21 protein-coding genes are annotated in these 22,542 nt (G+C 63.5%); 11 read left to right on the forward strand and 10 right to left on the reverse strand.

The features are described 5' to 3' along the window. Positions 1-15: 15 nt before the first annotated feature. Genes BIWAKO_RS10075 through BIWAKO_RS10085 form a run of 3 tightly spaced genes read right to left on the reverse strand, consistent with a single transcriptional unit; the run spans position 16 to position 2,321 of the window. The gene (locus BIWAKO_RS10075) at positions 16-849 is read right to left on the reverse strand and encodes a shikimate dehydrogenase (protein ID WP_069878584.1); all 834 of its coding nucleotides are present in this window, start codon (positions 847-849) and stop codon (positions 16-18) included. 18 nt (positions 850-867) lie between these two features. After that, positions 868-1,494: a Maf family protein gene (locus BIWAKO_RS10080; protein WP_069878585.1), complete on the reverse strand. Its 627-nt coding sequence runs from the start codon at positions 1,492-1,494 to the stop codon at positions 868-870. Further along, positions 1,491-2,321: a pyruvate, water dikinase regulatory protein gene (locus BIWAKO_RS10085; RefSeq protein WP_069878586.1), complete on the reverse strand. Its 831-nt coding sequence runs from the start codon at positions 2,319-2,321 to the stop codon at positions 1,491-1,493. Before BIWAKO_RS10085 ends, BIWAKO_RS10080 begins: the two co-directional genes overlap by 4 nt. Before the next feature lie 458 nt (positions 2,322-2,779). On the opposite strand from BIWAKO_RS10085, the gene hemE reads away from it, so the two are divergent. The 3 genes from hemE (at position 2,780) to rho (ending at position 5,740) form a co-directional block, all read left to right on the forward strand. Next, complete coding sequence (gene hemE, locus BIWAKO_RS10090) at positions 2,780-3,811, forward strand: uroporphyrinogen decarboxylase (RefSeq protein WP_069878587.1); 1,032 nt, start codon at positions 2,780-2,782, stop codon at positions 3,809-3,811. A 13-nt stretch (positions 3,812-3,824) separates the two neighbouring features. Beyond that, positions 3,825-4,250, forward strand: a complete 426-nt coding sequence (gene hemJ, locus BIWAKO_RS10095; RefSeq protein WP_244523402.1) for a protoporphyrinogen oxidase HemJ — start codon at positions 3,825-3,827, stop codon at positions 4,248-4,250. A 224-nt stretch (positions 4,251-4,474) separates the two neighbouring features. After that, a complete protein-coding gene (gene rho / locus BIWAKO_RS10100) occupies positions 4,475-5,740 on the forward strand; it encodes a transcription termination factor Rho (RefSeq protein ID WP_069878589.1) in 1,266 nt (421 codons plus the stop codon). A 109-nt stretch (positions 5,741-5,849) separates the two neighbouring features. On the opposite strand, the gene BIWAKO_RS10105 is transcribed toward rho, so the two are convergent. Beyond that, entirely contained in the window at positions 5,850-7,853 is a 2,004-nt protein-coding gene (locus BIWAKO_RS10105) for a thioredoxin domain-containing protein (RefSeq protein WP_069878590.1), read from the reverse strand. 51 nt (positions 7,854-7,904) lie between these two features. Between BIWAKO_RS10105 and mnmE the strand changes: the two genes are divergently transcribed. The 5 genes from mnmE to BIWAKO_RS10130 all read left to right on the forward strand — a co-directional run bounded on the left by mnmE (position 7,905) and on the right by BIWAKO_RS10130 (position 13,597). Continuing rightward, positions 7,905-9,221 (forward strand): tRNA uridine-5-carboxymethylaminomethyl(34) synthesis GTPase MnmE, encoded by a 1,317-nt coding sequence (gene mnmE, locus BIWAKO_RS10110; RefSeq protein WP_069878591.1) that lies wholly within the window; start codon positions 7,905-7,907, stop codon positions 9,219-9,221. A 92-nt stretch (positions 9,222-9,313) separates the two neighbouring features. Continuing rightward, positions 9,314-11,203 (forward strand): tRNA uridine-5-carboxymethylaminomethyl(34) synthesis enzyme MnmG, encoded by a 1,890-nt coding sequence (mnmG, locus tag BIWAKO_RS10115; RefSeq protein WP_069882334.1) that lies wholly within the window; start codon positions 9,314-9,316, stop codon positions 11,201-11,203. 3 nt (positions 11,204-11,206) lie between these two features. Beyond that, positions 11,207-11,854, forward strand: a complete 648-nt coding sequence (gene rsmG, locus BIWAKO_RS10120; protein ID WP_069878592.1) for a 16S rRNA (guanine(527)-N(7))-methyltransferase RsmG — start codon at positions 11,207-11,209, stop codon at positions 11,852-11,854. Then, on the forward strand, positions 11,851-12,684 hold the full coding sequence (locus BIWAKO_RS10125; protein WP_069878593.1) for a ParA family protein: 834 nt from the start codon (positions 11,851-11,853) through the stop codon (positions 12,682-12,684). Before rsmG ends, BIWAKO_RS10125 begins: the two co-directional genes overlap by 4 nt. A 34-nt stretch (positions 12,685-12,718) precedes the next feature. After that, complete coding sequence (locus BIWAKO_RS10130; RefSeq protein WP_069878594.1) at positions 12,719-13,597, forward strand: ParB/RepB/Spo0J family partition protein; 879 nt, start codon at positions 12,719-12,721, stop codon at positions 13,595-13,597. A gap of 22 nt (positions 13,598-13,619) precedes the next feature. Here the strand turns inward: BIWAKO_RS10130 and holA are convergent, their stop codons facing one another. Genes holA through leuS form a run of 3 tightly spaced genes read right to left on the reverse strand, consistent with a single transcriptional unit; the run spans position 13,620 to position 17,844 of the window. After that, entirely contained in the window at positions 13,620-14,651 is a 1,032-nt protein-coding gene (holA, locus tag BIWAKO_RS10135; protein ID WP_069878595.1) for a DNA polymerase III subunit delta, read from the reverse strand. Between the two features lie 15 nt (positions 14,652-14,666). Continuing rightward, entirely contained in the window at positions 14,667-15,233 is a 567-nt protein-coding gene (locus BIWAKO_RS10140) for an LPS assembly lipoprotein LptE (protein WP_069878596.1), read from the reverse strand. Next, positions 15,220-17,844, reverse strand: a complete 2,625-nt coding sequence (leuS, locus tag BIWAKO_RS10145) for a leucine--tRNA ligase (RefSeq protein ID WP_069878597.1) — start codon at positions 17,842-17,844, stop codon at positions 15,220-15,222. Before leuS ends, BIWAKO_RS10140 begins: the two co-directional genes overlap by 14 nt. A 204-nt stretch (positions 17,845-18,048) precedes the next feature. Between leuS and BIWAKO_RS10150 the strand changes: the two genes are divergently transcribed. Next, entirely contained in the window at positions 18,049-18,714 is a 666-nt protein-coding gene (locus BIWAKO_RS10150) for a YggS family pyridoxal phosphate-dependent enzyme (RefSeq protein ID WP_069878598.1), read from the forward strand. Positions 18,715-18,804: 90 nt separating this feature from the next. Here BIWAKO_RS10150 and BIWAKO_RS10155 read toward each other — a convergent pair whose 3' ends face one another. After that, positions 18,805-19,374: a L,D-transpeptidase family protein gene (locus BIWAKO_RS10155; RefSeq protein ID WP_069878599.1), complete on the reverse strand. Its 570-nt coding sequence runs from the start codon at positions 19,372-19,374 to the stop codon at positions 18,805-18,807. Positions 19,375-19,455: 81 nt separating this feature from the next. On the opposite strand from BIWAKO_RS10155, the gene BIWAKO_RS10160 reads away from it, so the two are divergent. After that, positions 19,456-20,142: a response regulator transcription factor gene (locus BIWAKO_RS10160; protein WP_069882335.1), complete on the forward strand. Its 687-nt coding sequence runs from the start codon at positions 19,456-19,458 to the stop codon at positions 20,140-20,142. 6 nt (positions 20,143-20,148) lie between these two features. Then, positions 20,149-20,613, forward strand: a complete 465-nt coding sequence (locus BIWAKO_RS10165; RefSeq protein WP_069878600.1) for a cyclic nucleotide-binding domain-containing protein — start codon at positions 20,149-20,151, stop codon at positions 20,611-20,613. Positions 20,614-20,622: 9 nt separating this feature from the next. On the opposite strand, the gene xth is transcribed toward BIWAKO_RS10165, so the two are convergent. Both xth and BIWAKO_RS10175 read right to left on the reverse strand, forming a co-directional pair. Further along, positions 20,623-21,438, reverse strand: a complete 816-nt coding sequence (gene xth / locus BIWAKO_RS10170) for an exodeoxyribonuclease III (RefSeq protein ID WP_069878601.1) — start codon at positions 21,436-21,438, stop codon at positions 20,623-20,625. 154 nt (positions 21,439-21,592) lie between these two features. Continuing rightward, complete coding sequence (locus BIWAKO_RS10175; protein ID WP_069878602.1) at positions 21,593-22,423, reverse strand: LolA family protein; 831 nt, start codon at positions 22,421-22,423, stop codon at positions 21,593-21,595. Positions 22,424-22,542 lie beyond the last annotated feature (119 nt).

Below are 22,542 nucleotides of genomic sequence, written 5' to 3' on the forward strand. Positions count from 1 at the left end.
GCGGCACCCAGCGAATCAGGCGCCCAGGATATCGGCTTCGAGCCGGGCCCGCAGCGCTGGCGTGACCTTGGGGGCCACACCGAACCAGCGCGCGAAGCCGGGCACAGCCTGATGCAGCAGCATGCCGAGCCCATCGACCGGAACACCGCCGCGACGTTCGGCCTCTTCGAGCAGAGGCGTCCGCAGCGGCACATAGACGATATCGTCAACGATCGTGCCGGGGCGGAGTCTGGTGAGATCGAGATCGAGCGGCGGCTTGCCGTTCATGCCAAGCGCCGTCGTGTTGACGATCAGATCGGCCGCTTCGACCAGCTCATGACGCCTTGACCAGTCCTGCGCCTCGACCGGCACTCCAAGTGCCCGGGCAAGTTCCATGGCTCGGTCCGCGCTGCGGTTGACGAGGGTGATCCGCCCGAGGCCGCGCGCCTTCAGTCCATAACCGATCGCCCGCGCCGCGCCGCCCGAGCCAAGAATGAGAGCCGTTGCGACCCGTTCGCTCCAGCCGGGTACGCTGCCGTCAAGATGGGCGAGGAAGCCGGCAGCATCGGTGTTGTCGCCGAACAGGCGCCCATCCTCACGCCAGATCGTATTCACGGCTCCCATCGCGCGGGCGACGGGGCTGAGTTCATCGACCAGCAGCAGCGATGCTTCCTTGTGCGGCACCGTGACGTTGCCGCCCACGAATTCTCCGCTCCGGACCCGGGCCATGAACGACGAGAGTGCGGCCGGTGCGACATCGATGCGTTCGTAGGATCCGTCGAGCCCATGCTCGGCGATCCAGCTGCCATGAATGAGCGGAGAGCGTGAATGGGCGATCGGGTGACCGATGACGAAGCAGCGACGGGTCATGGAATTCAGATGTCCGGATCAATCGACGAGAGCGCCCTGCTCGCGCAGGGCTTCGAGTACGGCAAGGAGCGGGAGACCGAGAATGGTAAAATGGTCGCCCTCGACGGCAGCGAAGAGCTGGGAACCAAGGCCCTCGAGCTGATAGCCGCCAACGCTGGTCAGGATCGCCGGGCCAGCGAGTTCGACATAGGCCGCGATGAAATCCAGCTCGAGCCGCCTCATCGTCAGTCGTGCGGTCTGCCCGCCCTCAGCCAGGATCTCGCCGTCGCGCGCCAGCACGAAGGCGGAATGAAGCTCATGCGTGCGCCCAGCCAATGTCGCGATCTGCGCGGCGGCGCCAGGGAGATTCTCGGGCTTGTGAAAGATCTGGCCCTCGCAGGTCAACGTCTGATCGGCACCGAGCACGAAGCGGCCGGGCTTCATCACGGAAACATGCAGCGCCTTCGCGCAGGCAAGCGCGGCTGCGATCGCCTCGCCTTCGACCCCCTGTGCGAGGAGCGGCGCCTCGGCGGCTCGCTCGTCGATATCGGGCTTCAGGGTGTCGACCGGGAGCCCGGCCGCGCGCAGCATCCCAGCCCGGGTCGCACTGCCGGAAGCAAGCAGCAGAGGCGCCGCCGCAAGCCAGAGAGAAGAGCTCTTCGTCATGTCGCGATGAACTTCATGCGATGGTCGCGCAGCAGGTCGAGGATCGCTGCCGCCGTCTCCTCGATCGAGCGCCGGGTCACATCGATGACCGGCCAGCCCCTGCGGGCGCAAAGCTTCCGCGACTGCGCGATCTCGTCGGCCACGGCTGTGGGGTCGACATAGGGCGTCTCGTCATCCGCCTTCATCGAGAGCAACCTGTTCTGCCGAATCTGGACGATGCGCTCGGCGCTGGCGACCAGCCCGACGATCAACGGCTTTCTCAGCCGTTCAAGTTCGGCCGGCAAAGGCACATTGGGGACCAGCGGTACGTTGGCGGTCTTGATACCGCGATTGGCGAGATAGATGCTGGTCGGTGTCTTCGAGGTGCGGCTGATGCCGACGAGGATGATGTCCGCGCTTTCCAGATCGCCCCCAAGCTGCCCGTCATCATGCATCAGCGTGTAGTTCATCGCGTCGATGCGACGGAAATATTCAGCGTTGAGGACATGCTGCGCGCCCGGCCGCGGCGACCCCGCCTGGCCGAGATAGGACTGGAACAGGGACAGCACCGGGTTCAGCACCGACAGACAGGGGCAGCCGAGTTCCTGGCAGAATTTCTCGAGCCGCTCCGCCCATTCCGCTTCGACCAGAGTGTAGAGCACGACCCCTGGAGAGGATTCGATCTCGGCCAGGACCCGGGCAAGCTGCGCCTCGGAGCGGACCAGCGGATAGACATGCTCGATGGCCGAGACCGATTCATATTGGGCGGCGGCGGCCCGGCTGACCGCAATCAGGGTCTCGCCGGTGGCATCGGACACCAGATGCAAATGAAAATAGTTGCGCGCCACGTGGGCTCCCGGGGCTTAACGAAGTTGCAACCTCTAGCGCGCCATATCGGCAATGCAAATTGTCGTCCTGGACCGGGACCCCCAGCGCTGGCCGCGATGAGGGGTCACGCTGGTTATGGGGACTGCTGTGGACAACCGTACATCCGACAGGAGCCCGGGACGGCGACTGTATAAGTCCCGCTTTCCATCAACAGGCTGGCCCCTGGGGACACGTGGAGCGATGTTTCACGTGAATCATTTTAACGATCGGCAGCCCCGACGCCGATTCTGATTTCTTACTAATCAGTTAAGGCGCCCCGCCCCCCGGGCGATTCCGCCCTGCGACATCGGCTCGCCCTGTGGACCGGTTGTGGACAAAGTTGGGCCGGGCTATTTGCCCCTGACCAAGAGTCAAAACAAAAGAATCTCTCTCTAAGATTCTTTTAAGATTCAGACCTGAACGGCTGACCGGAGTGGGCATGGCGAACGACGATCCGGTTTTCCTGCGGAGCCTTTCGGGCGAGGTGATGGCAAGGCCGCCGATCTGGCTGATGCGCCAGGCCGGACGCTATCTGCCGGAATACCGCGAGGTCCGGGCCAAGGCAGGAGGCTTTCTCGAGCTCTGCTACAATCCGGCCTTTGCTACCGAAGTGACCCTTCAGCCAATCCGCCGTTTCGGTTTCGATGCAGCGATCCTGTTCTGCGACATCCTCGTCGTGCCGCATGCGCTCGGGCAAAAGCTCTGGTTCGTCCAGGGAGAAGGCCCGCGGCTGGAGCCGGTGGGCGATGCAAAGAGGCTTGGCGAGATCCACGAGGAGATCGACCAGGACGTGCTGGCGCCGGTCTACGAAACGGTTGGCAAGGTCAGGGCTGCCCTGCCAGGCAACACCGCCTTCATCGGCTTCTGCGGGGCGCCCTGGACGGTCGCGACCTACATGGTGGCTGGGCGAGGCACGCCGGACCAGGGTCCGGCCAAGGAACTCTTCACTCGAGACCCCGAGCTGTTCGCCCGGCTGATCGACCGGATCGTGGTTGCGTCCATCGCTCATCTCAATGCCCAGATCGATGGCGGCGTCGATGCGGTGCAGATTTTCGACAGCTGGGCTGGCTCGCTTGGCGAAGATGATTTCGAGCGCTGGTGCATTGCGCCGACCAAGCGGATCGTTGACGGAGTGCGGGCGCGTCATCCCAAGGCAAAGATCATCGGCTTTCCCCGGGGCGCTGGTCGCCTGATCCCGCGCTATGTCAAAGCGACCGGGGTTGATGCTGTCGGGCTTGAGACGGATATCGATCGCGAATTTGCGCGGACGCAGATCCAGTCGCTTGCGCCGATCCAGGGTCACCTTGACCCGCAACTTCTCCGAGCAGGTGGTGCCGATCTGGAGCGGGAGGTCGAGGCAATCCGTACGTCCTTCGGTGCGGGTCCGTTCGTCTTCAATCTTGGGCATGGCATCCTGCCGGATACGCCGATCGCTCATGTCGAGCGTTTGCTTGCGGCCGTCAGGTCATGATGAGGATGCAGTGATGCTGATAGACTGGATCAAGGCATTTCACGTGATGGCGGTCATCTCCTGGATGGCCGGCATGCTCTATTTGCCCAGGCTGATGGTTTATCACGCAGAGGCGCAGACCGGCTCGGTGCAGTCCGAGACCTTCAAGATCATGGAGCGCCGGCTGCTCAAGGGCATCATCAATCCGGCGATGATCGTGACCTGGGTGCTGGGTCTGTACCTCGCCTGGGCGATCTATGGCTTCAAGGGTGGCTGGCTGCACGGCAAGATCTTGCTCGTATTCCTTCTCTCCGGCGTCCATGGCATCCTGGTCGGACGGGTCAGGGCCTTTGCCGAAGATCGTAACGACAAGTCCGCCCGCTATTACCGGATCATCAATGAAGTGCCGGCGCTGCTGATGGTCGGCATCGTGATCCTGGTCATCGTCAAGCCGTTCTGAGCGATGCTGACGTTTCCGGCTTGAGAGTCCACCGGAAACCAGCTATCAAGCGCGACGCGACTTTTTGCGTCCTCCCTGTTGTCGATGGTTCGTGAGCTGGCTGCTGATGCAGACGCTCATGGTGCGCATCCCCTGCGCACTGGCCCTTCCGGGCCCTGTCGAGCCCTCCACTGAGTCCCTGACCTCCGCCATTCGCGTGGGGGCGTTTACGATCCGGGTGCCCCATGCGGGAAATCAAGCTTCACGAACTCAAGGTCAAATCGCCGACCGAGCTTCTTGCCTTCGCCGAAGGCATGGAGGTCGAGAACGCCAGCACGATGCGCAAGCAGGAGCTGATGTTCGCGATCCTCAAGCAGTTGGCCGCCAAGGAAACCGAGATTCTCGGCGAGGGCGTGGTCGAGGTGCTGCAGGACGGGTTTGGCTTCCTGCGCTCCTCCGACTCGAACTATCTGCCGGGTCCCGACGATATCTACGTTTCGCCTTCGCAGATCCGCAAGTTCGGCCTGCGTACAGGTGATACGGTTGAAGGGCCGATCCGCGGACCCAAGGATGGCGAGCGCTATTTTGCGCTGCTCAAGGTCAACACGATCAATTTCGAGGACCCGGAGAAGATCCGGCACAAGATCCATTTCGACAACCTGACGCCGCTTTATCCGGACGAGCGTCTGCGGCTTGAAGTCCAGGATCCGACCAAGAAGGACTTCTCGCCCCGCGTCATCGACATCGTCGCTCCGATCGGCAAGGGTCAGCGCGCCCTGATCGTGGCGCCGCCACGCACCGGTAAGACGGTGCTGCTGCAGAACATCGCGCAGTCGATCACCAACAATCATCCCGAGTGCTATCTGATCGTGCTGCTGATCGACGAGCGGCCCGAGGAAGTCACCGACATGCAGCGTTCGGTGAAGGGTGAGGTCGTATCATCGACCTTCGACGAGCCAGCCACGCGCCACGTCCAGGTCGCGGAAATGGTCATCGAGAAGGCCAAGCGCCTGGTGGAGCATGGCCGCGATGTCGTGATCCTGCTCGACTCGATCACGCGCCTCGGCCGTGCCTACAACACCGTGGTCCCCTCTTCCGGCAAGGTGCTGACCGGTGGTGTCGATGCCAATGCCCTGCAGCGGCCGAAGCGGTTCTTCGGCGCGGCGCGCAATATCGAGGAAGGCGGCTCGCTGACCATTGTCGCGACCGCGCTGATCGATACCGGCAGCCGCATGGACGAAGTCATCTTCGAGGAGTTCAAGGGCACCGGTAACTCGGAAATCGTCCTCGACCGCAAGGTGGCCGACAAGCGCATCTTCCCGGCGATCGACATCCTCAAGTCGGGCACCCGCAAGGAAGAGCTGATCACGCCGAAGGATGTGCTGCAGAAGACCTATGTGCTGCGCCGCATCCTGAACCCGATGGGACCGCAGGACGCGATCGAGTTCCTGATCGACAAGCTGCGACAGACGAAGCAGAACTCCGAGTTCTTCGACTCGATGAACACCTGATCGGATCGGGAATCGCTGCGCGGGACGAGACTGCAGCGCTGGAGTCCAACACATTCAGCGAGGCGGGTCGGCAGTCATGCTGACCCGCCTTTCTTGTTTGGAGCCGGGGTCACCGCCCAGTAGCAACGGCATCCTGCAATTGATTCGGATCCGTTACGGGGGGCAGGCAACGCCCGGCGAAACAGATGAAGGCGGCACCGCTGCCTGCAAGACGCGCCATCGAGGCGGCTGGGTGATCCGATGGTAGCGCGCTGGGATCGGGGCAGTCGACGATCGTCGTCGTCGTGTAGGGCAATGCCAGCGCGGCTTCGCGAAGGTGTTCGCGGTCGGGTCCGGCCAGGACGATCTCGATGCCGTTCCGCGCCAGATCATAAGCATTGAGCACGGAGCCATGGGCAATCGGCGCGCGCTCGGCAGCGGCCAATGCTGCTGCGAGAAACTGTTCGGCCTGGGCCCTGTCGGTCGGGGCCCCTGTCTTGGCCGCCAGACGAAGCAGGTTCCCTGCATGCACGCCATTGGCGTTCGGGACGGCGTCGTCATGAGTCGGCCTCGGTACGACCGGAAGAGTGGCACTATCGCGTTGAGTCATACCAAGTAGACTCGTATCGGCTTGGCGGTAATACCGCCAGAGATGTGCCGACCAGCACAGGGCCTGGTCAAGGAAATGCTGGTCCGACGTGGCGTCGTGAAGCGCCAGGGCGGCATCGATCATCGCCGCGTGATCAAGCGCAAAGCCCGGGACGATCAGCCGGCCGGCGCGGTAGGAGTGAGCGAGGCCGTCGCCATGCTTCATTGATTCGGCGACGAAATGGTAGGCTCGCCGGGCAAGGACCAGCCAGGCGGGCTCCGCGAGCAGGCCGGAGGCACGCACGAGCGCCGCGATCATGAGCCCATTCCAGTCGGCCAGAATCTTGTCGTCGCGGGCGGGAGGAACGCGGCGAGCGCGCAACGCCAGGAGCTCTCGCCGGATGCTGGCCAGTTGCTGCTCGGATGCCGGATTGGGATCGGGTGTGTCGAGCCGGTTGAGGATCGTGGCCTCTTCCCAGTTACCATGGGCCGTGACGTCATAGTGCCGGGCAAAGAGTTCCGCGTCCGCTGCGGTCAGATGGCTGGCCAGTTCCGGCGCCGTCCAGACGTAGAACTTGCCTTCGACGCCTTCGGAATCGGCATCGAGGCTGGAGGCGAAAGCCCCCTCCTGCAGCAGCATGTCCCGCTCAAGCCAGGTGACGATGCCCTGAGCTGCACTGTGCGCCAGTGGATTGCCGCGGCGCTTCGCCTCAAGCGCATAGAGCTGGAGCAACTGGGCATTGTCATAGAGCATCTTCTCGAAATGCGGCACGAACCAGCGCTCGTCGACCGCGTATCGGGCAAAGCCGCCGCCGAGGTGATCGTGAATGCCGCCACGCGCCATGCGCTCCAGGGTAAGGGCCGCGGCATGGAGTGTCCCTGTGTTCCGAGTGCGGCTGCCGTGACGCCAGAGCAACTCGATCAGGCCAGGATTGGGGAATTTTGGTGCACCGCGTAGTCCGCCATGGTGCGGATCGAAGGATTGGGCGATCTCGCTGGCGATCTGGTCGAGGTCAGGTTCGTATCGCGCTTCCAGGCTGGCTGCAGCCTCGCTCTGCTGGAGCGCAGCCTTGATCGCGGCGGCATTGCGCGCGATTCGCTCAGGCTCCTGTGCATGGACGGCTGCGATCTGCTGCAGAACCTGGCTGAAGGAGGGCCGCCCATAACGCGCTGTTGGCGGAAAATAGGTGCCGCCCCAGAATGGCTGACGGTCGGCGGTGAGGAACATGGTCAGCGGCCAGCCCCCCTGCTCGCCCAGGCTGTGCAGCGCATTCATGTAGACCTGATCGATATCGGGTCGCTCCTCCCGGTCGACCTTGATGTTGACGAAGAGCGCGTTCATCAGCGCCGCGGTTGCCAGGTCCTCAAAGCTCTCATGGGCCATGACATGGCACCAGTGACAGGCGGCATAGCCGACCGAGAGCAGGACCGGCCGACCGCTTGACTTTGCCTCGGCAAAGGCTTCCTCGCTCCATTCCCACCAGTGGACGGGGTTGTCCTTGTGCTGCAGGAGATAGGGGCTGGCGGCGGCTCCGAGACGATTCATCGACGGGTCTCCCAGACGGGTCAGCGTCGCAACAGAAAAGATGGGCTGCCTATGACGACCGGACAGGATTACCCAACGATTGTGGCGCTATCGTCGGCCAATGGCCGTGCCGGGGTGGCCGTCGTTCGGGTATCCGGGTCGCAAGTTCGATTCGTCCTCGAAACAATTTCGGGCGTTATCCCCAACCCGCGGCATGCGGTGTTTCGACACCTGCGCCACCCCGTTTCCCGCGAGGTGATCGACTCGGCTCTTGTCCTGTTCTTCCCGGGTCCAGCGAGCTTCACGGGCGAGGACGTCGCCGAGTTCCATGTCCATGGTTCGCGTGCGGTGATGGCCGCCCTGCTCTCGGCATTGACCGGGTTGCCAGGAGTACGTTTGGCGGAGGCCGGCGAATTCACCCGGCGGGCCTTTGAGGCGGGAAAGCTGGATCTTGCAGCGGTCGAGGGTCTGGCGGACTTGATCGATTCGGAGACGGAATGGCAGCGTCGACAGGCGCTGCGGCAGATGGAGGGAGCGCTTGGTCACGCGGCCGGGCTGTGGCGAGATCAGTTGATCGGCGCGATGTCCTTGCTGGAGGCCGAGATTGACTTCTCGGATGAAGGGGATGTTTCCGGAGCACTGGTGGAGAAAGCCATTTCCGGCGTCGAAGATGTCCTGACCAGCCTGCGCCACGCGCTGGGGTCGTTTCGGATGGGCGAGCGCGTTCGGGAGGGATTTGTCGTCGTGCTGGCGGGGCCGCCCAATGCAGGCAAGTCAAGTCTGCTGAACGCCCTCGCCCGTCGCGACATAGCGATCGTCTCGCCGCAGCCTGGTACGACCCGCGACATGATTGAGGTCCGGCTCGATCTTGCGGGTTTCCCGGTGACGTTGATCGATACGGCGGGTTTGCGCGAGAGTGTCGATCCGATCGAGGCAGAGGGCGTCCGCCGTGCGACGGTTCTCGCCGCGAAGGCGGATCTGGTGCTGAGACTTCGCGCAGTCGATTCGCCCCCGAACCGAACATCGGTCGATCCGCAGGATTTGATGATCGCCACCAAGTGCGACTTGCCCGGGCAAGTGGGCGCCGGCGAGCTGGCGCTCTCCGTGCAAAGCGGTGTCGGACTCGATGCGCTATTGAGGAGCGTTTCCGAGCGGCTCGGCGCGCTGACCAATCCGGAGCCCGCATTGTTGACCCGCGAGCGGCAGCGTGTAGCGGTTACGGATGCGGTCGCGGCGCTGCATCGGGCAACGGCGTCGGGGCACGGCCAGGTCGAACTGCTGGCCGAGGATGTCAGGATCGCCGTCCGCGCGCTCGAACGACTTGTGGGGCGGATTGACGTGGAGGATGTGCTGGACCGGCTGTTTGCCGGTTTCTGCATCGGAAAGTAGGAAAACCGCTGCGCGGCGTTTCACGTGAAACTTTCGCCTGGGAGATCACAAGAATCTTGACCCTCGGCACGGTGTTGGCTAGCGACATGCGCATGTCCCATTCCATTGCCACTGATCGCTATGACGTCATCGTCGTAGGCGGCGGCCATGCCGGCGCCGAAGCGGCGGCGGCTGCCGCGCGTCTTGGTGCGCGCACGGCGCTGCTGACTCATCAGCGCGAGACGATTGGCGTGATGTCCTGCAATCCTGCGATCGGCGGATTGGGCAAGGGCCATCTGGTGCGCGAGATCGATGCGCTCGACGGCATCATGGCCCGCGCAGCTGACCGTGCCGGCATCCAGTTCCGGATGCTGAACCGCCGCAAGGGCCCGGCCGTTCGCGGCCCGCGGGCGCAGGCCGATCGCAAGCTCTATCGGAGCGCGGTCCAGGATCTTCTTGCCGAACATGATCATCTCGAGATCGTTGTCGGCGAGGCCTTTGACCTCGATATCGCGAACGGCACTGTTCAAGCTGTCATACTGTCAGACGGCCGTCGATTCGCCTGCGGAACAGTTGTCCTGACGACTGGCACGTTCCTGCGTGGATTGATCCATATCGGCGAGAAGACAATTCCGGCAGGGCGCGCCGGTGAAGCCCCGTCGCTTGGTCTATCGGCGACGCTGGAGCGTTATGCCTTTCCGCTTGGTCGCCTCAAGACGGGTACGCCGCCACGTCTGGATGGGCGCACGATCGCCTGGTCCGGGCTGGTGATGCAGGCCGGCGACGAGCCGCCGGAGCCGTTCTCCGCGCTGACAGATGCGATCACGACGCCTCAGATTTCCTGCGGCATTACCCGCACCACGCTGGCTTCGCACGAGCTGATTCGTGCCAATCTCCATCGTGCGCCGATGTTTTCGGGTCAGATCGAGGGCCGAGGGCCGCGCTATTGCCCATCGATCGAGGATAAGGTCGGCCGTTTCGGGGATCGCGACGGCCACCAGATCTTTCTGGAGCCGGAGGGGCTGGATGATCCCACCGTCTATCCCAACGGCATCTCGACCTCGTTGCCGGAGGATGTGCAGATCGGCTTGCTGAAGACGATTCCTGGGCTTGAAGACGCAGTCATGCTGCGTCCTGGCTATGCGATCGAGTATGATTTCGTCGATCCGCGTGCCTTGAAGAACACGCTCGAGACGCGCGCAATCGCCGGTCTGTTTCTCGCGGGCCAGATCAACGGAACGACCGGTTATGAGGAGGCGGCTGCCCAGGGGCTCTTTGCGGGCCTCAATGCGGCGCGCCGTGCTGGGGGTGCAGAGCCGATCGCGATGGATCGGACGACTTCCTATATCGGCGTGCTGGTTGATGACCTCGTGACGCGCGGGGTGACAGAGCCTTATCGGATGTTCACGTCGCGTGCGGAGTTCCGGCTGTCATTGCGCGTCGATAACGCCGATGAGCGGCTGACTCCGCTCGGTATCGAACTCGGCTTGGTCGGAGGCGAGCGTGAACGCCGGTTTCAGGCCAAGGCCGAGCAGATCGACGCCTTGCGCGAGCAATTGAAGAACCTCCGGCTGACACCGCAACAGGCCGACCAGGTAGGCCTGCAATTGAACCGCGATGGCGTGCGTCGGAGTGCCTATCAGCTCCTTTCCTATCCAGACATCAGCTTCGAGCAGTTGGCGGCGATTTGGCCGGAGCTCAGCGTCCACCCCGCCTCCGTTGCGTCGCGGGTTACGGCCGATGCGACTTATGCTGTCTATCTCGACCGACAGGCTGCGGAGATCGGGGCCTATCAGCGTGACCAGGCTCTGGAGGTTCCAGCCGATCTCGATCTTGACGGCATCTCGGGTCTTTCAAATGAGCTCAAGGCGAAGCTGTTGCAGCAGCGCCCGGCGAATCTTGCGCAAGCATCGCGGATCGAAGGCATGACACCCGCGGCGCTGACCTTGCTGGCGGCGCACGCGCGGCGGGATCGCAACCGCGCGACCCAGACGGCGGCTTGAGTCGTGGCTGTTGACAAGGACGATCGCGCCCGCGCTCTGCGCTTGACTCCTGTTTCACGTGAAACAGAGGAGCGGCTCGCACTGCTGGTCGCAGAGCTGGTCAAGTGGCAAAATGCGAAGAACCTGGTCTCTTCCGCGACGCTGTCGGATGTCTGGACGCGGCACATCGCCGATTCGCTCCAGCTCTTCGCCCTCGCTCCCGACGCCAGGACCTGGCTCGACCTCGGCTCAGGCGGTGGATTTCCCGGACTTGTGATCGGGATCTGTCTTGCCGAACAGGGGCAGGGCCGCATCCACCTGGTCGAGAGCAATGCGCGCAAATGCGCCTTTTTGCGCCATGCGGCCCGGGTGACCGGCGCGCCTGTGACGGTTCATGCCTCGCGGATCGAGGATATCGTTGGGGAGTTCACAGAAAAAGTCGACGTCGTGACGGCCCGGGCGCTCGCACCGCTCCCGATTCTGCTAGGATGGTGCAAGGAGTTGTTGAGAACCGGAACACTTGGGCTCTTTCCCAAGGGACAATATCTAGATGCTGAATTGACCGAGGCGTCTAAATATTGGAAGATTCAGGCCTCGACAGTTGTCTCCGTGACAGATCCGGCAGCTCGCATTCTGTTGATTCGCGAGGCCGAGCAGCGGGCTGATACATGACCGATCTGACTCCCATTACCCTTCCTCCTCGCCGGCCACGTGTGCTGGTGCTCGCCAATCAGAAGGGCGGCGTCGGCAAGACGACGACGGCCATCAATCTCGGCACGGCGCTCGCCGCGATCGGTGAGAAGGTGCTGATCGTCGATCTCGATCCGCAGGGGAATGCCTCGACCGGACTCGGCGTTGACCGCAAGAGCCGGCAATCCTCGACCTATGATGTGCTCTGCGGCGATATCGGCCTTGGTCAGGCGCTGCAAGAAACCGCCGTACCCGGTTTGTTCATTGCGCCGTCGACGCTCGACCTGCTTGGTGTCGAGCTCGAGATCGCCAGCGCCAAGGATCGCACCCAGCGCCTCAAGAAGGCGATCGACGAGATTTCCGACGATCAGCGCTGCGCGGACCTGACCTATATCCTGATCGACTGCCCGCCTTCGCTCAGCCTGATCACCATCAATGCGATGACTGCGGCCGACGCCGTGCTTGTGCCGCTGCAATGCGAGTTCTTCGCGCTGGAAGGCCTCAGTCAGCTGCTCAAGACGGTCGAGCAGGTTCGCAACGGTCTTAATCCGCGCCTGATCATTCAGGGCGTGGTCCTGACCATGTTCGACCCACGCAATAATCTCTCCGGTCAGGTCATGGCCGATGTTCGCGAGTTTCTGGGCGACAAGGTCTATGAGACCGTGATCCCGCGCAATGTCCGGGTTTCGGAAGCTCCGTCCTACGGCAAGCCCGCCCTGCTCTATGATCTCCGCTGTGCCGGATCGCAGGCCTATTTGCGGCTGGCATCCGAAGTCATCAGACGGGAGCGTGCGCTGCGCGCCGCTGCCTAAGTTCATTTCGTATTTAGTATCAAGAGGTTGAATTATGGCCGAGGAACAGGGACGTTCACGTCTTGGCCGGGGTCTTGCCGCTCTGATTGGAGATGTCGGCGACGAGATCGGAGCCCTCGAGCGTGCCAGAGGCCAGCGTCGGGTCCCGGTCGAGTTCCTGCGGCCGAGCGCGCGGAATCCGCGGCGCAGTTTCGCGGATGACGAACTCGAGGATCTGACGGCTTCCGTGCGCGAGCGCGGGATCCTGCAGCCGATCATCGTGCGCCCGCTCAAGGGCATGGCCGACGCCTATGAGATCATCGCCGGCGAACGGCGTTGGCGCGCGGCGCAGCGCGCCGGCCTGCATGAGGTTCCTGTCATTCAGGTCGAGGCTGACGACCGCGAGGCGCTGGAAATCGCCATCGTCGAGAACGTCCAGCGCAGCGACCTGAACGCGATCGAAGAGGCCGCGGGTTACGAGCGCCTGATTGCCGAATTCAGCTATACCCAGAACGATCTGGCCCGCGTCATCGGCAAGAGCCGAAGCCATGTCGCGAATACATTGCGCCTTTCAAAGCTGCCTGAGCCTGTCCGGCGGATGGTGGCTGAGGGCGCCGTTTCGGCGGGCCACGCGCGCGCGCTGCTCTCGGTCGCGGATCCTGAGCTGATGGCGCGCAAGATCGTCGACGAGGGCCTCAGCGTCCGCGATATCGAACGGTTGGTGCAGGAAGAGACGCGGGGTGAGAGCAGGAACTCCCCTGGCAAGCCGAAACCCGACAAGGATCCGGACACCCGCGCGTTGGAAAAGGCGCTGGAGGAAGTTCTCGGACTATCAGTGTCGATCCAGCACCGCCCGAGCGGCGGGGGCGATATGAAGATTGGCTACAAGACGCTCGATCAGCTCGATGCCCTGTGCCGGCGTCTGAAGGCCTGATCAGAACCCTTGCGCCTACTCGCTAGGAGCCGCGCCCGCCGCTTTGCGCCAGCCGGGCGAGGGTCCAGAGGGTGCGCGCAGCGGTCGGACGGGCGAGTTCTCCATCGCGCCTGACGGCGAGCGTCGCAGTTCCCAGGATGCCGACCGCTTCGGTGAGCTTCTGCACGGACCAGGCGTTCAACGCCGCTTCAGCGGCTGCCATGCGGGGAAAGGGCAACCGCATGCTGGAGACTGCATCCCGGGCGCTACGGCCGCCATCGACGCTTTGACGGGCTTTCAGCAGCGTCAGAGCGTGGCGCAGCAAGCCGCCAAGCATCACACCGGAATCGAGGCCTTCGCTGGACAGCTTTGTCAGCGCCAGATCGAGCACGGCCAGACGGCCGGCGAAGACCGCATCGACAAGTGCAGCCTGTTCGCGCTGAGCCGTGTCGCCAACAACCGCCTCGATATGCGCCTCGGTGACCGCTGGATCGTCGCCGACATAGAGCAGAAGCTTCTCGATCTCGCGGCGCGATGTCTGGCGATCGCCGCCCAGCAGTCCGGTCAGCTGCTCGCGCGTGGCGCGGTCGATGGACTTGCCGGCAGCCCGGACCATTTCGTCGATGATGCTGCCAAGATCGCGTGCCGCATCGCCGTAGCAGGGCACCGCAAGGGCCGTGCGGGCCTTCTCACAGGCCTGGCGCAGGGGATTGGTGCGCTGAAGATCGCCGGCTTCGACGATGACGATCGCGTCCTGCGATGGCGTCGACAACAGCGGCTCGACGGCCGCGAGCAACAGCTTCGATGTGGGCGACACGCGAATGGCGCGCCGGCCGCCGAACAGGCCGATCGTGTTGGCTTCGTCGACCAGCTTGAGCGGATCGGCGGCGACGTCGTCGCCATCCATGCGAATGAGCTGGAAGGCATCATTGATATCGTCAACGCTGGCGCGAGCGAGCGCCGTCGCCCGCTCGGAAACCAGGCCGGAATCCGGTCCATAGATCAGGATGAGGCGCCAGGCCGGGTCCAGCTTGGCCAGGGCCCGGTCGGCTTCATGCGCCTTGATGGCGACCATTGGCTGTCGTTCGGCTCAGCCGGCGACGAGATCGGCGGCGATCTGCCCACGGATCAGCGTTGCCAGCGACTTGCCGGCGCGGATCTGGGCATCGCGCGCAGCACGGACCGTCGCAAAACGCTGCTGCGAGCGTTCATAAGGCGCCCGGGTCACGGTCCTGCCGGAGGACACGACCTCCCCAGTGCCTTCTCGGACGACCGACCAGGTGGCTGTCGCGACGAGAACGGCCGAGTCGGCGCGGCCACTGGCGTAGTCGACGGTCACCACCTCGATCGATTCCTGGATCGAGGCCTGCAGCTTCAGGCGCTTCGGACCGGTGGCCTCTCCGGCCCCGCCGCCGTCGAGTTCGAAGACAAGTTCATTGCGCAGGTAATGTCCGACGAGACCCTTGATCTCGCCGACCTCGACATTCCTGAGCGCCGTCTTGACGCTGCCGCCGACAGTGCTGGTGGTGTTCTCGGCATAGAGCGGGCGGAAGCAACCGCCGGCAAGCGCGGCTGCACCGAGTGCGGCGGCCAGCATGAGGCGGCGGGTAGCCACACCGCGACCAACCTGGCAGCGGCGCGAATCAGACGACGACATTCACAATTCTCCCGGGCACCACGATGATCTTCCGGATCGGACGATCGTCCAAGGCCTTGATGACGGCCTGGGATGACCGAACGATGGCTTCGACGGAGACCGTATCCGCATCGGCCGGCACGGTCACCTCTGCCCGCTTCTTGCCGTTGATCTGGACCGGCAGGGTCACGCTGTCGTCACGGAGCAGTTCGGCGTCGGCAACCGGCCAGGAGGCTTCGCCAACGAGGCCGGGCTGGCCGAGCGCGTGCCAGCACTCCTCGGCGAGATGCGGCATCATCGGTGCGACAAGCTGCGTGACGATGGTGGCGGCCTCATGCAGCGCAAAAGCCATATCGGCAGAAAGCGCGGCCTCCTCGGCCGCTCCGTCGAGCGCCTTCGCGATGGCGTTCGTCAGCGTATAGATATGAGCGACGCACCGGTTGAAGCCGAGGCGCTCGATATCGGCACCGACCGCGTGCAGGGCACGATGGCTGGCCTTGCGCAAGGTGAGGGCCGCCTCCCCGATCTCCGCGGTTGCGAGGGCGGAATTGCCGGTGCGCTCGGCGATCTCGCCGATCAGCCGCCACAGGCGCTGCACGAAACGCGCTGCGCCCTGAACGCCTTCATCCGTCCAGATCACATCGCGATCCGGCGGCGAATCCGAAAGCATGAACCAACGGGCGGTGTCGGCGCCGTAGGAGGCGATGATGTCGTCGGGGTCGACCACATTCTTCTTCGACTTCGACATCTTCTCGATGGAGCCGATCTCGATTGGCGCCCCGGTCTCGACATGGAAGCCGCGACGCTCGCTGCCGTTGGCTTCGATACGGACATCGCCGGGCTCGACCCAGGTTCCATCCTCGGCTCGGTAGGTCTCATGGACCACCATGCCCTGGGTGAAGAGGCCGGCAAAAGGCTCGTCCAGCCCGGCATGGCCGGTTGCCTTCATCGCGCGGGTGAAGAAGCGCGAATAGAGCAGGTGCAGGATCGCGTGCTCGACGCCGCCGATATACTGGTCAACGGGAAGGAATCGGTCGACGACCTTGCGATCGGTCGGGCTCTCCGTGCGCCAAGGATCGGTGAAACGGGCAAAATACCACGAGGAATCGACGAAGGTATCCATCGTGTCGGTTTCACGACGGGCCGGCTTGCCGCAATTGGGGCAGGCGACATGCTTCCAGCTCGGGTGATGGTCGAGCGGATTGCCAGGCTTCTCGAAGGAGACGTCCTCCGGAAGCTTGACCGGCAGGTCGGCATCCGGGACCGGCACGGTACCGCAATCGGCACAGTGGATGATAGGGATCGGGCAGCCCCAGTAGCGCTGGCGCGAGATGCCCCAATCGCGCAGGCGGAAATTCACCTTGCGCGTGCCAACGGGCTGGTTGCCGCGTGTCTCGCTCTCCAGACGGCGGGCCACCTCTTCTTTCGCTTCCGGAATGGTCATGCCATCCAGGAAGCGCGAATTGATCATGCGGCCATCCTCGACATAGGCCGTGTCCGTGATGACGAAGCTCTGGGGATCGACACCCTCGGGGCAGACGACCGGGGTGTTACCGAGCCCGTATTTGTTGACGAAGTCGAGGTCGCGCTGGTCATGGGCCGGGCAGCCGAAAATAGCACCGGTGCCGTATTCCATGAGGATGAAGTTCGCGACATAGACTGGCAAAGTCCATGAGGGATCAAAGGGATGGACCGCGCGCAGGCCGGTGTCGAAGCCGAGCTTCTCGGCCTTGTCGATCGCTTCCTGCGCCGTGCCGGTGCGCTTGCACTCCTCGATGAAGGCCTGCAGATCCGGGTTCTTGGCTGCCGCGGCCTTGGCCAGCGGGTGATCGGGCGCGATCGCCATGAACTTCGCGCCGAACAGCGTGTCTGGGCGTGTCGTGTAGATCTCCAGCTCGGATTGGCCGAAGGCATTCGATTCGAGTGCGAAACGAATCAGCAGCCCCTCCGAGCGGCCGATCCAGTTCTTCTGCATCAGCCGCACCTTCTCCGGCCAGCGCGTCAGCCCTTCGAGGGCGTCGTGCAGCTCCTGACCGTAATCGGTGATCTTGAAGAACCACTGGGTCAGCTCGCGAATCTCGACCAGAGCGCCGGAGCGCCAGCCACGCCCGTCGATGACCTGCTCATTGGCGAGCACGGTCTCGTCGACCGGATCCCAGTTGACCTTGGCGGTCTTGCGATCGACCAGCCCGGACTTGAGGAAGTCCAGGAACATCTTCTGCTGGTGGCGATAATAGCTCGGGTCGCAGGTCGCGAGTTCGCGGCTCCAATCCAGCGACAGCCCCATCGACTGGAGCTGCGTGCGCATCGTTGCGATGTTGGCGTAGGTCCATTCGCGCGGATGGATCTTGTTGGCCTTGGCAGCGTTCTCGGCCGGCAGGCCGAACGCATCCCAGCCCATCGGGTGGAGAACGGAAAAGCCCTTGGCCCGCTTGTAGCGCGCAACGACGTCGCCCATCGCATAGTTGCGAACATGGCCCATGTGGATGCGCCCCGACGGATAGGGGAACATCTCAAGCACGTAGTAGCTCGGGCGCGTATCGTCATTGCGTGTCTCGAAGAGCTTGCGCTCATTCCAGACCTGGCGCCATTTCGGCTCGGATTCCTTGGGATTATAACGTTCGACGGCCATGATGCGCGGGCAATTCTTGGATAAGCGGAGCCTGCCGGCCGCTTCCTAGGAAATCGCTGGGCGCTTTCAGAGGAAACAGAGGGCCGTTTCCGCAGTTAGAGCGGGATTCGGGCGGAAAACCGGTTCCGGCTTTTCCACATCATGTTCTAGGACACCATTGCACGCACGCGGTCAACGTCGCGCGCGAGATGGAAGGGTTTCACGATGAACGATACGGTTACGCGGCTGGCCGCCACGCAAGCGGCGATTGCACGCGCCGCGCGTGATTTCGAGCGCCGCCCAGTAGATGTGACGCTGATCGCCGTTTCGAAGACCATGCCGGAGGAGGCGATCCTTCCTGCCCTGGAAGCGGGGCAGCGCGTCTTCGGCGAGAACTACGTCCAAGAGGCCAAGGCGAAATGGCCGGGCCTGCGCGAGCGCTTTCCCGATGTCGAGCTGCACATGATCGGCCCGCTGCAGTCGAACAAGGCACGGGACGCGGTCGCGCTGTTCGATGCGATCCATACGCTCGACCGGGAGAGCCTGGCGAAGGAACTTGCCCGCGAGATCGCGAAGGCCGGCCGGGCACCGAAACTCTTCGTGCAGGTGAATACCGGCGAGGAACCGCAGAAGGGAGGCATCAATCCGGGCGACGCCGACGCGTTCCTCGCACTCTGTCGTACGCATCACGGTTTAGTGATCGAGGGGTTGATGTGCATTCCGCCAGCCGACGAGCCGCCCTCGCCGCATTTCGCGCTGCTGGCCAAGATCGCTCTGCGCAATGGGATTGGCGGGCTCTCGATGGGAATGAGCGCCGATTACGAGGCCGCGATCCAGCTTGGTGCTACCCATGTTCGTGTCGGTAGCGCGATCTTTGGGGCCAGGGCGTAGGGAGCCCCCTGTTCGCGCGCCGGCGACGGGCCGACTCGACGGTAGTGCCGAGTCGGCCCCAGGGCCTACTGAACGCGCTGACTGCCGATCCTAGCGGATGTCCATGACGCAGCGCCGGGCAAGGCGCGGCAGCAGCTTCTGAAAAACATGCCGCTCGACAGCGACGCAACCCGCCGTGGGAGTGAAGCCAGGCCGGGCCAGATGCCAGAAAATCGCACTTCCACGGCCGCGAATCACCGGGGCGTCGTTCCAGCCCATTTCGACGATGACGTCGTAGAGATGGTCCTCGCGTGTGAGCCGCTCCTCGGCTTCGCCGGGCGGGCGGTCGATCAGACGATTGTAGCGCCGGTCGGCACGATCGTCGCACCAGGCATCGCGAGGTGCGATCCTGCGTAGCGGCAAGGTGCTATGGGGGCGGGGCAAGCGGTCGGCGCGATAGAAGATGCGCCGCAGCGGCAATGTGGCGCGGGGAGTGCCGCCATCGCCTTCTCGCTTGGCGACAATGATGCCGGAGCGGCCAAGTGCACAGGGAAAACAGGTGCCGCCAGCGATCAGAAAACCCTTGCGGCGATCATGCACGGAGCGGACGACCCGCAACCGGGTAAGGCCTCGCCGCAGCTCACCTGGACCGGCACTGCCGGCCTGATCACATTTTCTCACGGATATTCCACCCCACCTGACTTGCAGTCGCGATTCAGCGGGCTCATGGTGCCGGAATCGCAAACTGTTCAAATGATTGCCATGCCCGCCGTCCATCATATTCTTCTGGTCGACGACGACCAGACGTTGCGTGACGCGCTCGCTGAGCAGCTCGCGCTTTATGACGAGTTCCGGATCTCGACGGCTGCGACGGCATCCGCCGGCGTGAAGGCTGTTCAGGCCGAACGGGTCGATCTCGCCGTCATGGATGTCGGGCTTCCCGACATGGATGGTCGCGAGGCGGTGAAGGTGATGCGCCGCAACGGCTTCAAGAGCCCGGTGATCATGCTGACCGGGCAGGGCTCGGACGCCGATACCGTGCTCGGGCTCGAAGCCGGCGCCAATGATTATGTGGTGAAGCCGTTCAAGTTCGCGGTGCTGCTGGCGCGTATCCGCGCCCATTTGCGGCAGTACGAAGCGAGCGAGGATGCCGTCTTCCAGGTCGGCCCCTATACCTTTCACCCAGGATCCAAGCTGCTTGTCAGCGAGAAGGGTTCGAAGACCAAGCTCACCGAGAAAGAGACCGCGATCCTGCGCTTTCTCTATCGTGCCGGCCGCAAGCCGATTGCCCGCGAGATCCTGCTTCAGGAGGTCTGGGGCTATAATTCACAGGTCACCACCCACACGCTGGAGACCCATATCTATCGTCTGCGCCAGAAGATCGAACCCGATCCGGCCAATGCGCGACTGTTGGTGACGGATGCGGGCGGCTATCGCCTGAATCCTTGAGATTTCATGGCGCTTAACGACGACATCGCATTCCTGGCCAAACAGCCGCTGCTGGGTCTCATGGACCATGACGCCTTGCGGCTCGTGGCCTTTGCCGCCGAGAATCGTATCCTGCGAGCCGGCGATGTGCTCTTCCGCCGCAACGACGGCTCGGATGGTGCCTATCTCGTCGTCTCGGGTGCGATTGCGCTCATGAGCCGGGATGACGGCCAACCCGCCGACGAGGTGGTCGGTCCAGGCGGGTTGATCGGGGAACTGGCGCTGTTCGCCTCGATCAAGCGGCCGGTGACAGCCGTTGCGCGCGAGCCCACCCAACTGATGAAGCTCTCGCGCAGCGTGATGCGCCGGGTGCTCGGCGAATCCCCGCAATCGGCTCAGGCGATCGCGGCTGCGATCGGAGAGAGGCTGCAGGGCTTCATGAGCGAACTGTCACAGGTTCGCGATGCGCTGATCGCGATCGATCGAAGCTGAAGCGCTCGATCAGAGCTCCAATGTCACCGTGACGGGAACGTGGTCCGAGGGCCGCTCCCAACCGCGTGCTTCACGCAGGAAGGTGACGTCGCGCAGGGTCGGCTTCAATCCGTCGGAGAGCCAGATATGGTCGAGCCGGCGACCCTTGTTCGAGGCAGCCCAGTCGGCGGCGCGGTAGCTCCACCAGCTATAGAGCTTCTCGGGTTCGGGCTGCAGCGTGCGCGCGGCATCGATCCAGCCAAGCTCGGTGCGCAACGTCTCCAGCGTCGTGGTTTCGATGGGTGTATGGCTGACCACGTCGAGAAGCTGCTTATGGCTCCAGACATCGTGCTCATAGGGCGCGATATTGAGGTCGCCGAGCAGGATGCTTGGCCGGTCGGTTGGTCGTTTGGCGATTCCCCAGGCGCCAAGTTCGTCGAGAAAGGCGAGCTTGTGGGCGAACTTGTCGTTCAGGTTCGGATCCGGGATGTCGCCTCCGGCCGGGATGTAGAAATTATGGATGGCGACGCCCGCGGCAGCGCCAGCTCCCTTGTCGAGCACGACCGTCATATGGCGGGCATCATTGCGTCCGCACATCGCCATGGCGTCCTTCTCGCTGAAGGGCAGGCGTGAGACGATCGCGACGCCGTTATAGCCCTTCTGGCCGATGAAGGCCTGATGGACGTAGCCGATCTTCTCGAAGGCCTTGGCGGGAAACTGCTCGTCAGGAGTCTTGGTCTCCTGCAGGCACAGTACATCCGGCGCGGTGGTGGTCAGGAATTCCGTCACCATGCCGATGCGCAGACGCACCGAATTGATGTTCCAGCTCGTAACGGTCAGATTCACGCAGTGTTTCCGGATCGAAAGGGAGCCGGAAACTGGGTCTTGGCAGCGGAAAAAGCAAGCCGCTCCGAAGCCTGACGGCGTTGCAGCCGCTGCCTCGCCACCAAGCAAGCCCAGCGCCCGATATCGCTTGGAGGGCCGCCCCTTCAGCGCGTGCTCAGAGCATGCGCTCGTAGTTGATCACGAAATTCTTCGGATCGGGACGCCGCTGCGTATCGAGGTTGTAGAGCGAGACCGATGTCTCGTAGCCCTGGGGATCGATGACCACCCACTGCCTGAGCTCGTTGGCCGCCATGTCGTAGTTCAGGGTGATCTTCGACGTGCCGCCAAGGGTCGAACGATCCTCGACGCTGACCGACAGGATGTCGCCCTTGGTGCTGACCTTCGTGATGGTCGAATCTCGCGCAAGGTCCATACGCTCCTTGACCAGGAACTTCAGTGGCGTCTGGCCGATCGAGTAGAGATCCTGGGTCGCGAGCTTCTTGTCGCGGATCGCCACCGAGGTGCCATCGGCGATGACCTCCATGGTCACGGGCGGCCGATACTCGAAGCGCATCTTGCCTGGGCGCTGGATATAGAGCTTGCCTTCGAAGCGGCGGCCGTCAGAGGCGAACTGGATGAAGTCGCCCTGCAAGGTCGCAAAGCCATTGAAATAGGCATTGAGACGCTCGACCGCTTCCTGCTGTGTGAGCGGGGCCGAATGCTTGCTGGTGGTCGACTTGACCGGGACAGCAGCCAGACGGGGCTGTTCGGCGGCGACAGTGGTGACGACCGGAGCGGAGGCGGCCTCTGCAGTTCGCGGCAGGCCGAGCCCCGGCGGTCGCATGGGCGGCAGAGGTATCGCACGCGGAGCTGCCGGCTTGGCGGCAGGAGCTGCGGGTTTGGCCTGAAGATCAAGCGGCTGGGCCGCGAGCGGGCCAGACGCAATGGCGAGCCCAAGCGCGACAAAGGCGCCGAGCGAAGCCTGCATTGGCGAAACGCGTGTCATGAGCAAAGCTGCTCCGATGCTGGGGCCATATCGGCCTGGATGTTCGCGTCATTGCCTGATGCGGGCAATGACTGGAGGTGGGCGAAATGGCCCGCCGCCTCGGGTAAACGCATCAACCA

This window comes from Bosea sp. BIWAKO-01, from assembly GCF_001748145.1.
Lineage (GTDB): Bacteria > Pseudomonadota > Alphaproteobacteria > Rhizobiales > Beijerinckiaceae > Allobosea.